Genomic DNA, 19,897 nt, shown 5'->3' with positions numbered 1-19,897 from the left:
CCTACTGAATCTTTTTTTAATATCTTGGTTCCCATTTTATCGTATTAATTGCTTTTTTAGCATCTTTTGCATCAGTCAATTTTTCGTTAATGGCTTGCTGTGCAACACCTAAAGCAACGGTCAGACTGAACTCGTTGAGTTTTGAAACTGGAGGAAGCACTGCCGCACCTGCTTTACTTGGATCGACAATACCACCTAAGCAGTGAGCAGCCTTGTTGATCATTCCTTCACTAAGAATCTTTGCATTGACCGCCATTGCACCTAGGCCCAAGCCAGGGTAGACAAGAGCATTATTTGCTTGTCCAATGTAGTAGGTCGTGCCATTCAATTCTACAGGTTTGGCAGGGACACCAGTTGCTATGAGAGCTCGACCATCTGTCCACTGTAACAAGTCTTCAGCTGTAGCTTCAGCTAATTTGGTGGGATTAGAAAGTGGGAAGATAATCGGGCGTGATGTATGAGCAGCCATCTCTCTGACCGCGAATTCGGTGAATGCGCCTGGTCGTGTAGAGGTCCCTACTAAAATAGTGGGATGTACAGCCTTAACAACTGCATCAAGGTTTGTTAATTCATCTGGGTGCTCGAATTCACTTCGTTGTCTAGTAAATGGCATCTGTTCAGGCGTGAGACCTTCTGTATCATCAAATAACAGCCCTTGTTTGTCTACTAGATAGAAGCGATCTTTAGCTTCTTGTGCAGATAATCCTTCATCTATCATGGCGTCATAGATACGCTTAGCAATGCCTGCGCCGGCCGTCCCAGCACCAAATGAAACATAGATTTGGTCAGTTAGCTTTTCTTTTGAAATATTCAATGCACCTAAAATACCAGCAAGAGTAATGATACCAGTACCCTGAATATCATCATTGAAAGTTAAAATCTTATCTTTGTATTTATTCAAAATATTTGCGGCATTATCACGCCCGAAATCTTCGAAGTGAAGATACATATTTGGAAATATTTCTTCAGCTTTTGCTACGAATTGATCGACAAAATCATAATATTTGTCACCAGTAATACGTTGATGATGATTTCCTAAATAAAGATCGTCTTGCAACAAGTCTTGGTTGTTTGTTCCAACGTCAAGTACAACGGGAAGAACAGATTTTGGATCGATTCCTGCAGCGGCAGTGTAGACCATTAGTTTACCGACAGAAATATCCACTCCTTGAACGCCCCAGTCACCGATACCAAGGATTCCCTCACCATCTGTGACGACGATCAATTTGATTTCACGATCTCCAGCAGCGTTTTTTAATGTGGTTTCCATTTCGTTTGGCTCATCAATGGACAAGTAGGCGGCATTTTGAGGATCTAGGTATAAGTGACTGTAATTTTCGATCGTATCAGCAATCGTAGGATCATACACTACGGGCATGAAGTCATAAACGTGTTCACTGAATAATTTAAAGAAAACTGTTCGATTTTCGTTGAATAAGTCCATCAAGTACATACGTTTAGCGAGTGGAGTGTCTTTATCATTGAATTGAGCATAGGCACGAGCTACTTGCTGATCGAGCGTTTGGACGAAAGGAGGTAGTAATCCTTCCAAATCCTTATCCATTCGTTCTTGCTTAGTAAATGCGGTACCTTTATTCAAAAATGGATTGTTTAGTAATTCTAAGCCTGTATATTCTTTCAATTTCATATCTCCCAAATATTGATAAATACTTTTCGGTTATTACTATATACCGTCATAAAAAATATAGTCAAATATAGTATAATTGATAATAATTATTTATAAGTTAGGAGAAAATATGAATCTTAAAGATTGGCAATATTTTCAAAAATTGAGTGAATTAAAAAACTTCTCTGACACAGCACGTCATTTTAATGTGCGACAACCAACGATCACATATTCATTAAAACGATTAGAGCAAGAATATGGGACAAAACTAGTCGAAAGGAAAAGTTACGCTAATTCATTGAGATTGACCTATGCTGGTAATCAATTATTGAAGCACATCAATAAGATATTACGAGAAGAATATTTGGCTAAATCAGATATATCAAGATTGAAGACCCAAAGAATAAAGATGGGTTTTCCACCGATTATTACCAATTACCTGTTAGCGAGTGTTTTTGATGAATTGAAGAAAAATGATTTATTGGAACGAATGGATCAAGTTGTGGACGGTTCCAAGGAATTGTTGGCGGAATTAAAAAACGGCCGGATCGATATTTCACTATTAGGAGTGACTAAACTTCCGGAAGATGACGATCTAGAATATCAAGTGATCAAGTTACATCATTTCAATTTGATAGCATCCGACAAAAGACACTTTGATGGTTCTATTCATCTATCCGACTTATTGGATGAGGAGTTTATTTTAACCGATAGTAGTTCCGTTCATCATCAAGTTTTTAAGCAATTTACAGATGAATATAATGTTTTACCAAATATTATCTTTGAAACGTCTGATTATAATTTATTGCTGAAACTAGTTAAGGCTGATAAGGGTGTCAGTTTTATTGCTGAGACTGCGAGTGCATTAGTAGAGGGGATACAGGAGGTCAAGGTCAAGGACTTATCGCTGCCGCCATTTTATATATTAATTGCTTATCGCAGTAATACTTTGAAAACCCCTGATTTTAACAAGATTATTGATATTTTTGGTAACAGTTTAAAATAATATATTTAAATTTATATAAATAAAACGAGGTATACGGTATAGTCCAATTAAGGTACAATTAATTTACCAATTGGTAACCAAGCATTAAAAAAACGTCGTAGCTACGAATTATACAAAATTGAAAATATAATGGAGTTTATAATTGTGCCTTTTTCGGTCCAAGCTCTCAACTCCTCCATCATTCACAAGTAGGCTTCATTTATTTTCAAAGGGTAAAATAAAATATAGTGAATCAATACTTTATCTATGGGATAGTTATGTTCATTTCTATATTTTTCTCTGGGAAACCAACTAGCTTGGTTTCTTTTTTGTTTACAAATTTGTTTATAAACTTGCAGTATTGACAATATGGCAAGATATTGAAAATAAATAAACAAAAGTAAGCAATATTTTACAATAGGGCCTATGAACGTTGTTATAGCAGTGTTTATAGAGCCATACGATACGTATTTATCTATTGATAATTAAAAGAATATTACATAAATATATATGTTTATGATATATTGTTCATTGAGGGGAATCCTACAGATCCTCTCTTTTGATAATTTCATGTTTATAGCAGAATTCTGTTGAATGATGGTAGTTCCTCCCTGAGCTGCCATTTTTTTGTATTTAAGTTTAAATGTTACTAAATAATATGATAATATGAATCTGAGGTATGCGGTTTATTCCCATCCTCATTGCGCAGAGAGTGACCTCCCCAGGTCGCTCTTTTTTATTGAAATTTCATTTATCGAAGTAGAACACGTATTTGTATAGCTCTAATTTATGGTATAATTTTTACATTAAGCTGTTTAGGAGTTTTTAGCATGAAGTACAACAAGGAACAACAAATCGAAATTGCCAACTATGCCATTGCACATGACAATGACTTTAAAGCAACTGGTAATAAATACGGAATTTCTTATCAACAAGTATCGGCTTGGGTGAGGAAGTATCATAAGACTTCAAAACCTAACCAAAATGACCAAGCTAAAGGTACCAAATCTAAAACTAGTACGACTAAAAAAGAAGCACCTAAGGCTAATGCCTTAGATATTTTAAGTAGAAGAGATCCTGTATTGGAAGCTCAATTAGAAGATGTCAAACGTCGTTTAGGATTGATCGATTAATCATTTTGAAAAAAATAATTTTTGTTTGTTTAGGTAATATCTGTCGATCACCGATGGCAGAGATGATAATGAAAAAAATGCTCAATGACACTGGATCAAACCAGATAATCGTTGAATCTAAAGCAACGTCTACTTATGAGCTCGGTAACTCACCACATCCAGGTGCAATTGCTGAACTAACAAAACATAATGTTCCGATAGTGGAGCACCATTCCCAGCAAATAACGACTCAGGATTTTAAAAGTGCAGATTTAATAATTGGCATGGACTATCAAAACCTTGATGATTTGCAAAGGATGGCTCCGGATCAGGACAAGTATAAACTGCATATAGCCTATGAAAGTGTGAATGAGGGCAGGGTCATCGAGGACCCTTGGTTCGATCATAATTTTGATAGAACTTATCGACAATTAGCTGAAGTTTTGCCTAATTGGTTAAAAATACTGCAAGAACAATAAAAGAACGATGGAAATTTTTATTCACCATCGTTCTTTTTCAATTACATTACAAAAATTAAAAGGGAATAAACAATATGATTTATACATGTATGTTTTGAAGATGATACTAACTGGTCCCATCACATTTTTATTTTTAGAGTGTGGTAAAGTTAAAGAGAGGTGTTTCGAATGACTTTACATTTAGATATTATCACGGTAATAACCAGGCTGCTCCTCGCCACAGGTATTTCCGGTATCATCGGGTGGGATCGGGCACATAAGCATCGACCTGCAGGGATTAGAACTCATATACTAGTGTGCCTAGGAGCCTGTATAGTTGCTATGATTCAAAAAGAAATTGGTTTTGATGCATTAGCTATGGCTCGTCAGTATCCAGCATACAAGGGTGTTATTCGAGCTGATGAGGCAAGATTGATCGCTCAAGTTATCAGTGGAATCGGGTTCTTAGGTGCCGGAACGATCATTGTGGAACACCACTCTATTAAGGGACTAACGACCGCAGCCAGTTTGTGGGCTGTGGCGTGTATTGGACTTGCAGTTGGTATGGGTGATTACTTGATTGCTATTGCAAGCTTCGTCGTTGTATACGGTGTCGTGGCCTTCTTAAAGCAAATAGTTCGTGTCAATCCATTGAAAAAAGTAGAAATTCAATATTTTGATAAAATTGCCGGTAAAGAATTCATACTAGATTATTTCGAAAAGAATTCCATCAGTATCAAAAATGTTAATTTCAGAGCCAACAAAACTGAAGATGGGTCATACACCTATACCAATGTTTATGAAATCAAACTTCCACATGATATGAAATACATCGATGTGGTTGAAGGTATATCAGCTGGTAATGAAATAACTAAAGTACAATTGATAAATCTTGGTTAGATTTTTTATATATTAATATTAAATTATTTAAATCATAAGAAAGATTGATTTAGAGTTATTTGTTTGCTAAAGTTTTTATTATTGGGGGAATTTAATGGTAAAAAGAATTACAATAATTTTTCTGTTTGTATTTCTTTGTGGGTTATTTGTATTTAATATCGATACATTTGGGGATGGGGTTCAAAAAGTTAGACAAGATTCACATGACTTATCTAGTCAGCTAACTGAATCAGAATTCGAGTCTAAAAAATCCAATTATATTTACGTATCATTTGATAATTTGTATGAAAATCCACAGATTTATAGGGACACTAAAATTTACCAACGGGGATTAGTATTAAGGTCAGACGAAAATTTTGCTATAGTTTCTCTAGATAAAAATGATCGTTCGAAGGACGTAAAAATCAATTATAATTTAAGCTCATTGTCAAAAGGGGTCTCAAGATTGGAAGAGGGTAGCCAAATTCAAGTTTTCGGTAAATTCGACAATGTTGAGAACTATACCAATAGCAAGGGCAGAACGATGATGCGTCCAGTAATTAATGCTAAGTTTATTGGTATCATTGATTCCTAATTTAAAAGGAATGCAGAGAGTAAACTATGTATAGTGATGGCTTAGACGATTTATTTTTCGAAGTTATTTATCGTAGGATCATGGAATCTGAATATCCAAAGATCCCTGATGAATTATTAGAAGATGACTGAAGTAAATGACAATAAAAAGCGCCTACCAGCGATAAGTTGGTAGGCGTTTTACTATCAAAAGGGTTTTTTATATTTGTAACGGACGGTAATATAAATGGCATTGCTCTTCAATGTAGGATGAAGAGCTGAAAATATGAGAAGTTATTTTTTACTTTTAGAATCTTTATCGTTTTTAGAAGATTTCTTGTCCGCAGAATCTACTCGATCTACGTTTTTTTTGACATCATCGGGAAGTGAAGCAAATTTGTCAAATAAACTACCAAAATTCTCTTCGCGTTTCACTGTTAGGCCCATCGGTATCAGCCCCTTTCAGGTTAATTTATTAATTATCTTTTAATTAACTATATTATAAGACCTTTTGCATAAAATCTCAAATTCTTGCAACTTTTTTTTGATTAGGTAGAATAGAAAGAGCTATTATAACTATTCTTGTTATTGGAAAGGAGATATTTTTTGGCAACAGAATATCTTGAACATAAATTAAGCTTATTACCAGCACGTCCCGGTTGCTATTTAATGAAGGACATCAATTCAAAAATTATTTATGTTGGTAAGGCTAAAAACTTAAAGAATCGTGTTCGTTCATATTTTAAAAGTTCACATGAGGGCAAAACGGAACGCTTAGTATCTGAGATCAGAGATTTTGAAACAATTATTACTTCCAATGACAAGGAAGCTTTCTTGCTTGAAATAACTTTGATACAAAAACATCAGCCATATTACAATATAAAATTAAAACGTGGCACGGGTTATCCATATATTAAGATCACTAATGAACGTGATCCCAAAATGGAAATAACTGGTCAAGTAAAAAAAGATGGTGCTTATTATTTTGGACCATACCCTAACGTTTGGGCCGCCTCTAACACACTGAACTTTTTACAAAAAGTGTATCCACTGCGCCGTTGTCAGGGTCATTTAGGTAGACCTTGCCTGTATTATCACATGGGACAATGTCTTGGTGCCTGTTTTCAAGATGTTCCAGAAGAAAAATATAACAGTCAAATAGAGAAAATAAAAAAGTTCCTTGGTGGTAATGTCGGAGAAATAAAATCCCAACTAGAAGGCAGGATGGAAAAGGCTTCTGGGGATTTAGAATTTGAACGTGCGGCTGAATTGCGTGATCAAATTAAATATATTGAGACTACCGTTGAAAAACAAAAAATCATTTCTAATGACAGTACTCCGCGTGATATTTTTAATTATTATGTCGAAAAAGGCTGGATTTCTATTCAAATTTTCTTCATTCGTCAAGCTCGATTGATGAAACGTGAAAAGAAAGTCTTCGCCTGTATCAACTCACCTGAGGAAGAATTGTCTACGTTTATATTGCAATTTTATAATAGAAGAAATCAGGTCATGCCAAAGGAAATTTTGGTTCCAAGTAATTTGGATAAAGATACTTTGTCACAGGTGCTGAATGTTCCGTTTAGAACTCCGCAAAGAGGTCAAAAGAAAGACTTGATGGACATGGCAGCTGATAATTCAAAATTAGTCTTGCAAGAGAAGTTCAGACTGATGGAATTAGATAATCGTCAAACTTACGGTGCCCAAAAGCAAATATTCGAAGCATTAGGTTTGCCGTACGGTCATGTGATTGAATCTTTTGACCATTCGCACATTCAGGGAACTAATCCAGTCTCAGCGATGGTAATGTTCGTTGACGGTCGCCCAGAAAAAAGTGGCTATCGTAAATATAAAATCAAAGGTGAAGTAGAACATCAATCTGGAGCAGATGAGGCCGCGAATACGCGTGAAGTCGTCTATCGTCGCTATTCCCGTGTTATCAAAGAGGAAGGCAATTTACCAGACTTGATCTTGATGGATGGGGGAATCATCGAGCTTCGGGCCGTGATGGATGTATTGCAAAATGAGCTGGGCATCAGTATCCCAGTAGCGGGTATGGTGAAGGATGATCACCATAACACATCGCATTTGATTTTCGGAGAAGACGGAGTTCTAGTGGATCTAGATCGAAAGAGTCAGGGCTTCTATTTGTTACAAAGAATTCAAGATGAAGTCCATAGATTTGCAATTACTTTCCAGCGTAAGACGAGGAGTAAAAATGCTCTATCATCCAGATTGGATGGGATTCAAGGCGTTGGACCTAAAACACGTAACAAGTTGTTACGCAAATTTGGTTCAGTGAAAAAAATGAAAGATGCCTCGGTTGAAGACTTAACTGCATTAGGTATCTCAAAAACTACTGCGCAAACTATCAAGATCACTTTAGCAAGCACTGATTTTCATCAGAAGTACCATAAAGGTTAAAAAACAACATTCGTTAGAATGTTGTTTTTTTATTGCACGCTTAATTGATTTTTGCTACTAACAGCACCATCGGTGAAGGTAATCACGATATTGGCTCCGACGTCACCTTTAATGCCAGATGTGTATGAGAATACTTTGGAAGAATTATTCTCAATTGCAGTCTCCGAATAACCATTTGGATTGCCTAGTAGATTAATGATATCTTGCTCAGATTGTCCATTTTCGATTTGATTGTATAGACCCAAGGTGATTTCTTTGTCACGATTTACTTTTAAGCCAGAGATGGACTTACTGATCGCATGATCATTGACAAAAGCAACGATCAGGGATGATCCTGAGTCACCGCCAGCAACTTTTTTCCAAGTGTAGGAAGTAGCTTGAACGTCACCGATTGTCGTTTGTGAGTTAGAATTGTAATTTCCAAATAGTTTTTGTAAATCCGTCACTGATAAACCGTCAGTTGGACTCAAATATATTCCATTATAGTTTTCTAATCTGATGCCAGTTTCTTCTTTTGTGGGGGTGGCTTTTTTATTTACTGATTTCTTCTTTTTGGAGGATTTTTCAGTTTTATCATTAGTATTATCTTTTTGATAAAAGTAATAACCAGTACCACCAACACCAACTAGGAGAAGTATAACTAGTATCCAGAACCATATTTTTTTAAAAAATGGCTTCTTGTGATGATTCTGTTGTCGATATTGCGAACGACTCATTGTGATATTATTGTTCATCTGCAAATCCTCCCTAATTAATACTTATAACTTAATTTTATAATACTAGTATTTATAGGTAAACCGACAAATGATTTTAAAATGATATTCAGGTGTACAAAAAAAGCATCTATGACAGATGCTTTTTGGATTTATTTTTCAGCTTTTTTAGCAGGTTTCCATAATCCGTAGATAACACCGGAAATTACAGAACCAATGATTACAGCTAATAAGTACATTAGAGGTTTATTTGCAAGTGGTGTAACGAAGATACCACCGTGAGGAGCAGGAACATTGACACCCCATAGTTGTGTCAAACCACCACCGATAGCAGAACCGATAACACTTGATACGATAACGTGTAATGGGTCTCCGGCAGCAAATGGAATTGCACCTTCGGTAATGAATGAAATACCTAGAACGTAGTTAGATAAACCAGCTTGTCTTTCTTGTTCAGTAAACTTGTTCTTCCAGAATGTTGTAGCAATGGCGATTGCTAGAGGTGGAACCATACCACCAACCATAACAGCTGCCATCAAAGCACCATTTTGTGTAGCAGTGAATGTACCAATTGCGAATGTATAAGCGGCCTTGTTAAAAGGACCACCCATATCGATCGACATCATACCGCCAAGTAATGCACCTAAGATAACGGCATTACCAGTACCCATTGATTCAAGGAATGCTGTGATAGCATGGTTAACAACGGCGAAGATAGGATCAACGGCAAAGTACATGATCGCACCGACGATCAAGAGGCTTAGTACAGGGTATAGCAAGATTGGCTTCAAACCATCAAGTGATTTAGGAAGGTTCTTCAATGCCTTCTTTAGGTAGACGATAGTCCATCCGGCTATGAAACCAGCGAGTAGACCACCGATAAATCCGGCAGGACTCTTTGATGAAACAACTGATGCAGTAGCTTGTGATGCCATATAGCCACCAACAAAACCAGGTAGTAGGGCAGGACGATCACCGATCGAAACAGCGATATAAGCTGCTAAGACGGGGATCAAGAAACTAAAAGCATAGTTACCAACGTTGTTAAAGAATAAGAACCATTGTGAATGAGATCCAACTGAGCTTTCAAGCAAGAAGGAGATTGCCATCAATATACCACCACCGACAACGAATGGAAGCATGTTAGAGATACCATTCATTAAGTCAGCATAGATTTTTGACCAGAGTGATTTGGATTCAGTTGATTCTTCTTCTGATGAAGCTCCACCTTCGGAGTGGAAGATAGGTGCTTTTTGTTCAGTTGCTAGATTAATAAGTTCTTCAGATTTGTTGATACCATCGGAAACAGGGCGATTAACTAAATGCTTACCGTCAAAACGTGGCATATCAACTTTTTTATCTGCAGCAATGATAACAGCAACAGCACGTTTTATTTCATCACTAGTTAGCTTATGCTTAACACCTTCAGAGCCATTTGTTTCAACTTTAATATCAACGCCCATTTTTTCAGCTTGTTCTTTCAGAGCAGCCTCAGCCATGTACGTATGTGCAATACCTGTTGGACATGCAGTTACGGCGACAACAAATGGTCTTTCGTCTGCATCTGAAGTAGCAGCTTTAGCGGCTTCAGCTTTTGCAGCTTGTTTAGCTTCGTCAGCTTTATCCTTTGCTTCTTTAGCTGCCATTGCATCGTCGAATAACTTTTGAACTTCATCTGCAGTGGTTGCTTTCTTTAAGTTAGCAACTAGATCAGGGTTGATCAGAAGTGATGACAATGCTGCAAGTGCTTGTAAGTGAAGATTGTCAGCACCATCTGGAGCAGCAATCATGAAGAATAGATAGGCAGGCTGACCATCAAGTGATTGATAATCGATACCTTTTGCACTTTTGGCAAACAGAACGGTTGCACGTTGAACGGCCTTGTCACGAGCATGCGGCATAGCGATTCCATCACCGATACCAGTACTTGTTTGTGCCTCACGTTTTAAGATGTCTGACTTGTATAAGTCCTTGTCGTCGATAACTCCGACTTGGTAATACTTGTCGACCATTTCCTCAATTGCTTCTTCCTTAGTAGTAGCCTTTAAATCCATGATCATGGCGTCTTTTAATAGTAATTGTTTTAAATCCATGAATAAGTCCCTCCCTTAACTTAATTCTGTGATATTAATATTTTGATAAATTTCATCTATTTTTTCTTTAACAGCGATATCTTGACTGAAGGCAGTAGCGGAACCGCAGGCAGCTCCGACATGGAAGCTTTCAATAGGGTCATTTGTTTGCATAAATGTTCCTGCGAAGCCGGCAATCATCGAATCACCAGCACCAACGGAATTGACTACTGTCCCTTTTGGTGCATTCGCTTTGTACGTATGATCCCTTGTCACAAGCAATGCTCCATCACCAGCCATTGAAACCAAGACATGTTTAGCACCTTGTTCGAGTAATTTTTGAGCATGTTCAATAATTTCTTGATCTGAGCTGAAGGAAGTTTGGAACAAATCCGCCAACTCATGATTATTAGGTTTAACAACTAGGGGATGCAATGGCAAAGTATCTAACAAGGCTTGGCCTGTAGTATCGATAATGAAGTCAGCACCTTGTGTCTGAATCATTTTTGCAATGTCTAAGTAAAATGTTTCTGGTAATTTTTTTGGAAGACTACCAGACATAATGATGACATCGCCTTTTCCAACCTTTTTCAGTTGACCGATGAAGGAATCTTTTTCTTCATTAGAAATCGCAGGTCCTGTACCGTTGATTTCGGTTTCTTCATCTTGATCAACGGCATTTACTTTGACATTGATACGTGTGTCTTCTGCGACGGTAGTAAAGTCAGTCTTCAAGTCGTGCTGAGCAAGTAAGCTTTTGAACATTTCACCAGTCGCACCGCCAACAAATCCTAAAGCGGTTGAATCGATATTCAATTCTTTAAGAATTCTTGAAACGTTAATGCCTTTTCCACCTGGAAGTTTAACATCACTAGTAGTTCTATTTACTTCACCTGTAGTCAAGATTTTCAATTGTAAGACATAATCAATTGAAGGATTGGCTGTAATTGTGTAAATCAATTAATTTACCTCCATAACTTTTGTTTCTTTATTTAATAATCCTGATTCTTTCGCTGGTAATTCATTAGTAATTAATGTAGCATCTTTCAAGTCGGCAAATTTGCTAAAACTTACCTGACAGTATTTTGAATTATCAGCAAGAATAAACGTTTGGTTAGACTGCTTGATCGCTAGACGTTTGATGGTTGATTCCTCAGGATCTGGAGTGGTGAATCCAGATGTAGTTGAGAAGCCGTTCGTACCCAAGAAACACTTATCGAAGTGATAAGTTTCTAGCGTTTGTACCATTGTTGAACCAACCAATGCCTTGGTGGATGACTTTAACTTACCACCGGGGATAAAGGTTTCGATACTGTAATCAGCTAACATTGAGGCGTTGTCGACACTATTCGTAATAACCAACAAGTTTTTGTGTTCAATCAGATAAGGAATCATAAATTGGACTGTGGATCCGGCATCCAAAAAGATAACTTCTTGGTTTCTTACTTGATTGGCAGCAGCTCTACCGATTAATTTCTTCTCGTTCAAATGAACAGTAGACTTTTGTGATAAAGCTGGTTCTTCATGCAATGAAATTACATTTTGAGCACCGCCATGAATCCTTAGTAACTTATGACAATTCTCCAAATCTTGTAGATCACGTCTTAGTGTTGACTCAGATGCCCCTGTCAACGGGATCAAATCTTGCAATTTAACAATATTATGAATTTTTAATTGCTCAAGGATAATTTGTTGTCTCTCTTCAGTAAGCACTTTCATTTCACCTCACGACAAATATAATACATCAAATTCAGCCAAAAGCAACCAATTTCGTTCAAAATATTTCAAAAAGCTTCAAAAACGTTTAAAATATACCATCGTTATGCACTTTGGAATAACTGAATAGTTTTTATTCAACGTATAATGATATGTATTTTTGTGCTAAACTTTAAAAATGATAACTATGTTTAGAAAGGGGGGTTTTAATGTTTGTAGATAACGTTAAAATCACCGTTAGATCCGGTAAAGGTGGAGACGGTGCTGTCGCATTCCGCCACGAAAAATATGTTCCATTAGGTGGACCTTCTGGTGGTGATGGTGGCCGTGGTGGTGACATCATCTTAAAAGCTGATGAAGGTATGAATACGCTAATGGACTTCAGATACAAGCGTATCTTTAAGGCACAACCTGGCCAAAATGGTCAAATAAAAGGCATGTACGGACACAAAGCTGATCCTGTATATATTGCTGTTCCAGCTGGAACTTCTGTATATAATGAAGAAAATGGCAAGTTGATCGGTGACTTGGTTGAACACGAGCAAGAATTAGTTGTTGCTAAAGGTGGTAATGGTGGTCGAGGTAACATTCATTTTGCCAACTCGAAGAACCGTGCCCCTGAAATTGCCGAGAATGGTGAGCCGGGCCAAGAATTAAATATTCGTCTTGAATTAAAATTGATTGCTGATGTTGGTTTAGTTGGATTCCCATCTGTTGGTAAATCCACACTATTGTCAGTGTCAACTTCTGCTAAGCCAAAGATTGCGGCTTATCATTTTACGACACTTTCACCTAACTTAGGTATGGTCAAATTAGATAATGGTCAAGATTTCGTTATTGCTGACTTACCAGGATTGATTGAAGGTGCTTCGAATGGCGTTGGTCTAGGGATTCAATTCTTACGTCACGTCGAGCGTACTAGAGTCATCCTGCACTTGGTTGACATGGATCCTGAAAATGGACGTGATCCATATGAGGATTATGTCGCTATTCGTCAAGAGTTAGGTAACTATGACGAAAGTGTTCTCAGCCGTCCTGAAGTGATCGTTCCTACTAAATTGGATATTCCCGGTTCAGAAGAACGATTGGAAGAATTCAAAGAACAATTGGCAGAACATACGAGTTCAGATGCTAAAATTGATATTTTCCCAATCTCAAGTATTCAGCATACCGGTGTCAAGGCTTTGATGAATCACACTAGTGAAGTTCTATCCAAGGCAGAACCAATTCACTTTGACATTCAAACTGATGAGACAAAAGAATACAATTATGAAGCAAAGGCTGATAAGTTCACGATTGAAAAAGAAGACGAACACAGCTACATCGTCAAGGGAGATGAAGTTGAGCTACTTCTACGTAGAAGTAACTTAGATCATCAAGATGGAATCATGAGATTTGCACGTCAACTCAAGGGTATGGGCATTGAAGAAGGCCTTATGAAGGCTGGTGCACAATCAGGAGATTCAGTAACGATTCTTGATTTCACGTTTGAATTTATTTAGGGGTAAATAATTATAATGAATAAATCACCGAAAAGAAGATATATAAGCGGATTTGACGGATTACGTACTTTAGGGGTTATAGGTGTCATAATGTATCACTTGAATCCTAACGTCTTTTCCGGTGGATATTTGGGAGTTCCAATTTTTTTCTTAATTTCAGGTTATTTGATAACTGATCATTTTTTCAATACCACTGATTATGGTGGGGAATTCGATTTAAAGAATTTTTATTGGAAACGTGTTAAACGGTTATATCCTGGAATGGTGTTTGTGCTGTTAGCATCTGGCGCATACATTTTTTTCTTTTTGAAAAATTTGCTTTATCATTTAGATCAAATATTCTTAACTAATATTTTGAATGTATACAACTGGTGGCAAATATTTAACGGTCAATCTTACTTTGAAAGATTTGCGAATAATGAGTCACCGTTCACACATTTATGGACATTGTCGATTGAAGGTCAGTTTTATATCGTTTGGCCACTATTACTGTTACTTTTTATGAAGTTTGGCGTAAAGAAGAGCCGTATTTTTGGTTTTACAATGGTCGTATCGATCATATCAGCCATCTGGATGGCGCTCCTGTTCAAACCGGGCGTTGATCCAAGTAGAATTTATTACGGTACGGATACGCGTCTATTCTCTATTTTAATGGGATGTGGATTAGCAATAGTTTGGCCTGCGGAGCGTCTCAAAGGTGGGGTCGCTAAGAGTGATAAGCTCAAGCTAAATCTTATTGGTGGTTTAGCCATCGCCTTGATGATTTTGATGATCTTTACTGTCAAAGATAATGATCCATTCTTGTATCGTGGTGGAATGTTCATCTTTACAGTTGTTACGTGTATTTTGATTGCCGTTGTGGCGCATCCGGATGCTTTTTGGAATAAGGCTTTGAGCAATAAATTATTCCACTACATCGGAAGTAGAAGTTATGGATTATATCTGTACCAATTTCCGGTTATGATCTTTTTTGAATCAAAATTTAAGAACATTGCTGACCATCCCATCCTCTATCCAGTGATCGAGGTCATTTTGATTGTTCTAATAACTGAATTTTCATTCAGATACGTTGAACAACCATTGGCGCATGCTAATTGGGATTCAATCAAGAACTTCTTTAAGCGTTCACTGGGATATCAAAAGATACTGGCAGTGATAATTGCTATGATAACGATCACAGGCTGTTACAGTGTCGTTCAGGCAGTGGGTGCACCAAAACCCAATGTTAATCACAGTCAATTGGCTGACAAGATCAACACGAATGAGAAGGCTAATAAGAAGAAAAAACAACAGGCTATTGAGAATCTGAAAAAAGGCAAATCTAAATCAACTGCTAAAATCAGTGCGGCTGATATGACTCGATACAAAAAGGCTGCCAAGAAGAATCCTGTTAATCAAGATTTTGAAAAGTATGGATTAACTCAAATCCAATTGCAACGATTGAAGGATGTTCCGCTGACAGCAGTTGGTGATTCCGTTATGGCTGATGGTTCCGATAACTTCTTAAAGTTGTTTGACGATAAAAAAGTCATCGTGGATGCTGCTGTGAGTCGTCAATTGGATTCTAGTATCGAGATACTACAAAACTATAAGGATCAAGGAGTTTTAGCACCTAATGTAATGATTGGTCTAGGTACTAATGGACCGATCAGTTCACAGCAGGTGGATCAAATCATGAAACTAGTTGGACCAAGTAGAAATGTTTTCTGGATCAATGTTCACGTACCAACTAGACCTTGGGAAAAAACTGTTAACGGCGTTTTGGACCAGTCAAGTAAGAAGTATAAAAACTTACACGTGATCGATTGGAATGACTATTCTGAAGGACATACTGACTGGTTCTACGATGACGATGTTCATCCTAATCCAGATGGTTCAATGTACTATACTTCATTTGTAGTAAAGGATATTTTGAAAGTATTAGATAAAAAATAGAATAGGATTTTTATATGGAATTAGAATTTTTAGGAACAGGAGCCGGTGTCCCATCAAAAAGTCGCAACGTTTCCAGTACAGCACTAAAAATGCTGGATGAAAGAAATGAAGTTTGGCTTTTTGATGTGGGTGAGGCGACACAGCATCAAATTTTAAGAACCACAATTCGACCAAGAAAAATTGCTAAAATCTTTATTACACACTTGCATGGTGATCATATTTTTGGCTTACCGGGATTACTAGCCAGCCGCTCTAATCAAGGCGGCATGTCTACGCTAGAGATATATGGACCAGTTGGTATCAAGGATTTCGTTGAAACGTCTTTGAGAGTTACTGGTAGCAAGTTGAGTTACAAGATCAAGTACATTGAACTAAAAGATGGCGGAGAGGTATTCAGTGACAAGACATTCAGTGTTTATGCTGGTAAGCTCAAACATCGGATAACTTGCTTTGGATATCGGGTCGTAGAGAAACCTCGTACGGGTGAGTTGCTAGTAGATAAATTAAAACAATACAATATACCTAACGGTCCGATCTTTGGTCAGTTAAAAGCGGGCAAAACTGTTACACTTGATGATGGTACTGAGCTTAATGGGAAAGATTTCATTGGTCCAGATAAACCAAGCAAAGTAGTTACGATTATCTCGGATACTCGTTATACGCCAGAAATCGATAAGTTATCACAAGATGCTGATGTGATCGTTCATGAGTCAACATTTTCTAACGATGAGAAACAACTGGCATATAATTATTTTCATTCAACCGCCACCAAGGCCGCTGAAGTTGCTAAGAAATGTGATGCAAAGGGTTTGTTATTAACGCATATTTCAGCTAGATATACTGGCAAAGGCTCGTTGATCCTTCAAAAGGAAGCTCAAAAAGTTTTTAAGAATACTAAAGTAGTTAATGATTTTGATATCTACGAGGTACCATTTAAAATATAGTGAGAGCGGGGTTATAAAATGAATAATTTATTGAATCAAACAGTGCTAGTAACAGGCGCATCATCTGGTATCGGAAAAGATGTCGCCATCAATTCAGCTAAACTAGGAGCTAATTTGATCTTGGTTGCCAGAAGTGAAGATAAGCTGATAAGTGTCAGAAATGAATGTACGCGTGTGGGTGCAGAATCTGCCCATCACGAATATGTCTTGATAGACATGGGTGATCCTAAGCAAATCACGGATGGTGTTGATGAGATCGCTAAGATCACAGATAAGATTGATGTTCTAGTCAATGCCGCTGGATTCGGTGATTTCTCTAATTACTTGGAAACAGAATTTTCTACTGTTGAAAAAATGTTTCGTGTGAATGTACTGGGCTTAATGTTGATGAGTAGGTTGATCGCCAGTCAAATGATCGCTAATGGTCATGGTCATATATTCAATGTTGGCTCAATGGCAGGCAAGATAACTACTCCTAAGTCTGCAGGTTATTCAGCTACTAAAGCAGCTGTTATTAGCTTCTCAGATGGATTACGTCTCGAACTAAAGCCTATGAACGTAAAAGTTACAACCATCAATCCTGGACCAGTCGCAACGAATTTCTTTGATGTAGCTGACCACGGTGGTAATTACTTAGATTCAGTAAAATACTTCGTTTTAGATCCAGATAAGTTAGCTTGGGATATTGTTAATGCTTTTAATAAAAACAAGCGTGAGATCAATCGCCCACGTTATATGGAATTGGCAGCAGTTTTGTACAAAATTGCTCCAAGTGCTGGTGACTTTTTGGCTGGCACACTAGGAAATCGTAAGTAGGGGATGACTTTTATGAATAATAAACAGTCAAGATTTGTAATCGGACTGATCATTGCATTGATCGTAGTTATTTTTGCGGTCTTGAATGTTAATCCAGTTACCGTTAGTTTTGGATTTACTCATGTTAAATTACCGTTGATCGTTCTTATTATTGTGTCATTATTACTGGGGGCAATCATCACGATGCTTCTGGCTGGTTCTGGTAAAAAGAAGGATGACAACAAATTATCAAGAAGTGCTAAGAAACAAATTTCGAACGTCAAAGTATCTAATGATAGTCAAATTGCCGATGCTTTGAAGGAAAATCAATCAAAAAAGCAAACAAAATAGTAATTTTGCTTGCTCAAACGTTTTTATGATAGTATTATATTAAACGTTAGATTTGATTAAGTAATATAAATAAAGGAGTTTTTAAATATGGCTGTTCCAAAGAGAAAAACATCAAAACAAAGAAAACGTCAAAGACGTGGACATATTAAGTTAGATACACCAAACATGCAATTCGACGTTGCTACTGGTGAATATCGTATCAGTCACCATGTATCACCATCAGGTATGTACAAGGGTGAAAAAGTCGTTGAAGACAAGAAAGAAGCTTAATTAAAAGCCAAGTAAATTATGCTTGGCTTTTTTTTAATACATGGGGAATCATATGATTATGACGAGAAAAATAAAATATTTATTCTTAATATTAGTTCCTGTATTCTTCATTTTATTAACTGGATGTTCAAAACTAGATCTCACTACTACTAAGAATGAATATCGGGCTGATGGATTGGTTGCTGTTGTCAAGGGTAAAGCTACTGATTTTGATAAGCTGACATATACAGTTAGTGGAGTTACCAAGGATGTCAAGGTTAGTGACAATCACTTTGCCATTTCGGTACCTGTTGCTACGAAAGCTAAGAATGTCAAAATCAAAGCTGCCGATGGCAGTGATACTAAAACTAAGATAGTTAAAGTTGAAAAAGAAAAGGCCCTGATCGGTTATACGACGTTTGCTCAACAATATAATTTTATGAATTTAAAGATGGACAAACAGACTGACCAACTACCTTTGATTGCTAAGGATGGTATTTTTAAATACACAACGAGCAATGGGACCAAGCTAAGAATGAATGTTCAAGATGGTCAGTTGATGGGAATTGCGATGAATATAACATACAAAGCAATGAAGTCTAAGACTGGCATGAAAAATTTTGGAACTGACTTAGTATTGATTTCACAATACGTTGGTGCTGATGGCAAGAGTGTAGTTAAAAAGCTTGGTAAGGAAGTCAAAGATGCTGATGGTGGTACAACTACCATGAAGCAAATCACTTCAAAAAATGTTAAATTTAATGTTAATTTAGCAACCGATGATTTCTATTTGTATATCACAAAATAAAAAAAGAGACTTATTATGCAGCAATTGCTGACGTGATAGTCTCTTTTTTTTAGAATTCATTTTTATTTGGATTTTGTATAGTTGGATAATTCAATTAGATTATGATCGGGATCTCTAATATAAATAGATTCAATTCTGCCCTCAGCACCATTTCTTTCGGCAGGTCCCTGTTCAATAGTGATTCCGTTTAGATGCAGTTGCTGAATAACAACATCAATACTTTCTTCCGTAATGAGACAGAGATCAGCCGATCCAGGAGTGGGGCATTTTGCCTTTGGTTCAAACTCGTGTCCAACTTGATGTAGGTTGATTTTTTTGTTGCAGAATTGTAATGCTTTACGATCATTTCCGAAGGTTATTACCTTCATACCAAGTATCTTTGAATAAAATTCACAGCTTCTCGGAATACTTTTAACTGTTAATACTAGATGATCTATATCTTTTATTTTCATTTTTCCCCCTCAGATTACACTCAGAGCACAAAAAAAGCGCTCATAATTAAGCGCGATTCTTCTCATCGTTATCTAGAAGCATTGGAATAATGCTGAAGATAATTGCAAATACTACGGTAACAATCATTGTTTGTTGGGAATTGAATGTTTGTTGGTTCAAAGCACCACCGATGAATCCAGCTACTTGACCCAAAATAACAGCCCAAAAAATTACAGCAACATATCTCATATCTTCCATCTCACTTTCTCCAGTAGTTTAGCACAAAAAAGAGCTTTACCCAATAATGTTTTGTTCAATTTGA

At 37.0% G+C, this 19,897-nt stretch carries 21 protein-coding genes; 13 read left to right on the top strand and 8 right to left on the bottom strand.

Translation table 11 applies throughout. The features are described from left to right. Window positions 1-16: 16 nt before the first annotated feature. Complete coding sequence (locus tag AC27FM_RS01750; protein ID WP_487085605.1) at window positions 17-1,642, bottom strand: malolactic enzyme; 1,626 nt, start codon at window positions 1,640-1,642, stop codon at window positions 17-19. 115 nt (window positions 1,643-1,757) lie between these two features. Here AC27FM_RS01750 and AC27FM_RS01745 point away from each other — a divergent pair, with 115 nt between their 5' ends. The 5 genes from AC27FM_RS01745 (at window position 1,758) to AC27FM_RS01725 (ending at window position 5,656) form a co-directional block, all read left to right on the top strand. Then, the gene (locus AC27FM_RS01745) at window positions 1,758-2,633 is read left to right on the top strand and encodes a LysR substrate-binding domain-containing protein (RefSeq protein WP_487085603.1); all 876 of its coding nucleotides are present in this window, start codon (window positions 1,758-1,760) and stop codon (window positions 2,631-2,633) included. An 809-nt stretch (window positions 2,634-3,442) separates the two neighbouring features. Then, window positions 3,443-3,745: a helix-turn-helix domain-containing protein gene (locus AC27FM_RS01740; RefSeq protein WP_487085601.1), complete on the top strand. Its 303-nt coding sequence runs from the start codon at window positions 3,443-3,445 to the stop codon at window positions 3,743-3,745. 5 nt (window positions 3,746-3,750) lie between these two features. Beyond that, window positions 3,751-4,203, top strand: coding sequence for a low molecular weight protein-tyrosine-phosphatase (locus AC27FM_RS01735; RefSeq protein WP_487085599.1), 453 nt, complete (start codon window positions 3,751-3,753; stop codon window positions 4,201-4,203). A 168-nt stretch (window positions 4,204-4,371) separates the two neighbouring features. Next, a complete protein-coding gene (locus AC27FM_RS01730) occupies window positions 4,372-5,082 on the top strand; it encodes an MgtC/SapB family protein (protein ID WP_487085597.1) in 711 nt (236 codons plus the stop codon). 94 nt (window positions 5,083-5,176) lie between these two features. Then, window positions 5,177-5,656, top strand: a complete 480-nt coding sequence (locus tag AC27FM_RS01725; RefSeq protein ID WP_487085595.1) for a hypothetical protein — start codon at window positions 5,177-5,179, stop codon at window positions 5,654-5,656. Window positions 5,657-5,928: 272 nt separating this feature from the next. Here the strand turns inward: AC27FM_RS01725 and AC27FM_RS01720 are convergent, their stop codons facing one another. Further along, on the bottom strand, window positions 5,929-6,081 hold the full coding sequence (locus AC27FM_RS01720; protein ID WP_155832091.1) for an SPJ_0845 family protein: 153 nt from the start codon (window positions 6,079-6,081) through the stop codon (window positions 5,929-5,931). 159 nt (window positions 6,082-6,240) lie between these two features. On the opposite strand from AC27FM_RS01720, the gene uvrC reads away from it, so the two are divergent. Next, on the top strand, window positions 6,241-8,058 hold the full coding sequence (gene uvrC / locus AC27FM_RS01715; RefSeq protein ID WP_487085592.1) for an excinuclease ABC subunit UvrC: 1,818 nt from the start codon (window positions 6,241-6,243) through the stop codon (window positions 8,056-8,058). A 29-nt stretch (window positions 8,059-8,087) separates the two neighbouring features. Here uvrC and AC27FM_RS01710 read toward each other — a convergent pair whose 3' ends face one another. From AC27FM_RS01710 to AC27FM_RS01695, 4 genes are all read right to left on the bottom strand, one after another. Continuing rightward, entirely contained in the window at window positions 8,088-8,792 is a 705-nt protein-coding gene (locus AC27FM_RS01710) for a DUF3862 domain-containing protein (RefSeq protein WP_487085591.1), read from the bottom strand. Between the two features lie 131 nt (window positions 8,793-8,923). Then, a complete protein-coding gene (locus AC27FM_RS01705; protein WP_487085589.1) occupies window positions 8,924-10,864 on the bottom strand; it encodes a PTS fructose transporter subunit IIABC in 1,941 nt (646 codons plus the stop codon). A 15-nt stretch (window positions 10,865-10,879) separates the two neighbouring features. After that, complete coding sequence (gene pfkB / locus AC27FM_RS01700) at window positions 10,880-11,803, bottom strand: 1-phosphofructokinase (protein ID WP_487085587.1); 924 nt, start codon at window positions 11,801-11,803, stop codon at window positions 10,880-10,882. Beyond that, a complete protein-coding gene (locus tag AC27FM_RS01695) occupies window positions 11,804-12,556 on the bottom strand; it encodes a DeoR/GlpR family DNA-binding transcription regulator (protein ID WP_487085585.1) in 753 nt (250 codons plus the stop codon). A gap of 212 nt (window positions 12,557-12,768) precedes the next feature. On the opposite strand from AC27FM_RS01695, the gene obgE reads away from it, so the two are divergent. The 7 genes from obgE (at window position 12,769) to AC27FM_RS01660 (ending at window position 19,143) form a co-directional block, all read left to right on the top strand. Continuing rightward, the gene (obgE, locus tag AC27FM_RS01690; protein WP_487085583.1) at window positions 12,769-14,061 is read left to right on the top strand and encodes a GTPase ObgE; all 1,293 of its coding nucleotides are present in this window, start codon (window positions 12,769-12,771) and stop codon (window positions 14,059-14,061) included. A 15-nt stretch (window positions 14,062-14,076) separates the two neighbouring features. Further along, window positions 14,077-15,996: an acyltransferase family protein gene (locus tag AC27FM_RS01685; protein ID WP_487085581.1), complete on the top strand. Its 1,920-nt coding sequence runs from the start codon at window positions 14,077-14,079 to the stop codon at window positions 15,994-15,996. Between the two features lie 14 nt (window positions 15,997-16,010). After that, the gene (gene rnz, locus AC27FM_RS01680) at window positions 16,011-16,940 is read left to right on the top strand and encodes a ribonuclease Z (RefSeq protein ID WP_487085579.1); all 930 of its coding nucleotides are present in this window, start codon (window positions 16,011-16,013) and stop codon (window positions 16,938-16,940) included. Window positions 16,941-16,958: 18 nt separating this feature from the next. Next, window positions 16,959-17,756, top strand: a complete 798-nt coding sequence (locus AC27FM_RS01675) for an SDR family NAD(P)-dependent oxidoreductase (RefSeq protein WP_487085577.1) — start codon at window positions 16,959-16,961, stop codon at window positions 17,754-17,756. 12 nt (window positions 17,757-17,768) lie between these two features. Then, a complete protein-coding gene (locus AC27FM_RS01670) occupies window positions 17,769-18,086 on the top strand; it encodes a LapA family protein (RefSeq protein WP_487085575.1) in 318 nt (105 codons plus the stop codon). Between the two features lie 87 nt (window positions 18,087-18,173). Beyond that, a complete protein-coding gene (gene rpmF / locus AC27FM_RS01665) occupies window positions 18,174-18,356 on the top strand; it encodes a 50S ribosomal protein L32 (protein WP_487085573.1) in 183 nt (60 codons plus the stop codon). A 58-nt stretch (window positions 18,357-18,414) separates the two neighbouring features. Next, window positions 18,415-19,143 carry a hypothetical protein gene (locus AC27FM_RS01660; RefSeq protein WP_487085571.1) on the top strand — a complete coding sequence of 243 codons (729 nt, stop codon included), beginning with the start codon at window positions 18,415-18,417 and terminating at the stop codon, window positions 19,141-19,143. 62 nt (window positions 19,144-19,205) lie between these two features. Here AC27FM_RS01660 and AC27FM_RS01655 read toward each other — a convergent pair whose 3' ends face one another. Next, window positions 19,206-19,595, bottom strand: coding sequence for a VOC family protein (locus AC27FM_RS01655; RefSeq protein WP_487085570.1), 390 nt, complete (start codon window positions 19,593-19,595; stop codon window positions 19,206-19,208). 46 nt (window positions 19,596-19,641) lie between these two features. Beyond that, entirely contained in the window at window positions 19,642-19,833 is a 192-nt protein-coding gene (locus tag AC27FM_RS01650) for a YjzD family protein (RefSeq protein ID WP_487085568.1), read from the bottom strand. Window positions 19,834-19,897: the final 64 nt, after the last annotated feature.

Source organism: Companilactobacillus sp. y65-5 (assembly GCF_057541095.1).
The sequence above is the reverse complement of the archived record's forward strand: the minus strand, read 5'-3'. Positions and strand labels throughout refer to the sequence as shown.

Excerpts from the sequence above, each read along its gene's own strand:
- AC27FM_RS01745 (WP_487085603.1), top strand. The coding sequence starts at position 1,758 with ATGAATCTTAAAGATTGGCAATATTTTCAAAAATTGAGTGAATTAAAA.
- AC27FM_RS01740 (WP_487085601.1), top strand. The coding sequence starts at position 3,443 with ATGAAGTACAACAAGGAACAACAAATCGAAATTGCCAACTATGCCATT.
- AC27FM_RS01730 (WP_487085597.1), top strand. The coding sequence starts at position 4,372 with ATGACTTTACATTTAGATATTATCACGGTAATAACCAGGCTGCTCCTC.
- AC27FM_RS01725 (WP_487085595.1), top strand. The coding sequence starts at position 5,177 with ATGGTAAAAAGAATTACAATAATTTTTCTGTTTGTATTTCTTTGTGGG.
- AC27FM_RS01720 (WP_155832091.1), bottom strand. The coding sequence starts at position 6,081 with ATGGGCCTAACAGTGAAACGCGAAGAGAATTTTGGTAGTTTATTTGAC.
- AC27FM_RS01710 (WP_487085591.1), bottom strand. The coding sequence starts at position 8,792 with ATGAACAATAATATCACAATGAGTCGTTCGCAATATCGACAACAGAAT.
- AC27FM_RS01705 (WP_487085589.1), bottom strand. The coding sequence starts at position 10,864 with ATGGATTTAAAACAATTACTATTAAAAGACGCCATGATCATGGATTTA.
- obgE (WP_487085583.1), top strand. The coding sequence starts at position 12,769 with ATGTTTGTAGATAACGTTAAAATCACCGTTAGATCCGGTAAAGGTGGA.
- AC27FM_RS01685 (WP_487085581.1), top strand. The coding sequence starts at position 14,077 with ATGAATAAATCACCGAAAAGAAGATATATAAGCGGATTTGACGGATTA.
- rnz (WP_487085579.1), top strand. The coding sequence starts at position 16,011 with ATGGAATTAGAATTTTTAGGAACAGGAGCCGGTGTCCCATCAAAAAGT.
- AC27FM_RS01675 (WP_487085577.1), top strand. The coding sequence starts at position 16,959 with ATGAATAATTTATTGAATCAAACAGTGCTAGTAACAGGCGCATCATCT.
- AC27FM_RS01670 (WP_487085575.1), top strand. The coding sequence starts at position 17,769 with ATGAATAATAAACAGTCAAGATTTGTAATCGGACTGATCATTGCATTG.
- rpmF (WP_487085573.1), top strand. The coding sequence starts at position 18,174 with ATGGCTGTTCCAAAGAGAAAAACATCAAAACAAAGAAAACGTCAAAGA.
- AC27FM_RS01660 (WP_487085571.1), top strand. The coding sequence starts at position 18,415 with ATGACGAGAAAAATAAAATATTTATTCTTAATATTAGTTCCTGTATTC.
- AC27FM_RS01655 (WP_487085570.1), bottom strand. The coding sequence starts at position 19,595 with ATGAAAATAAAAGATATAGATCATCTAGTATTAACAGTTAAAAGTATT.
- AC27FM_RS01650 (WP_487085568.1), bottom strand. The coding sequence starts at position 19,833 with ATGGAAGATATGAGATATGTTGCTGTAATTTTTTGGGCTGTTATTTTG.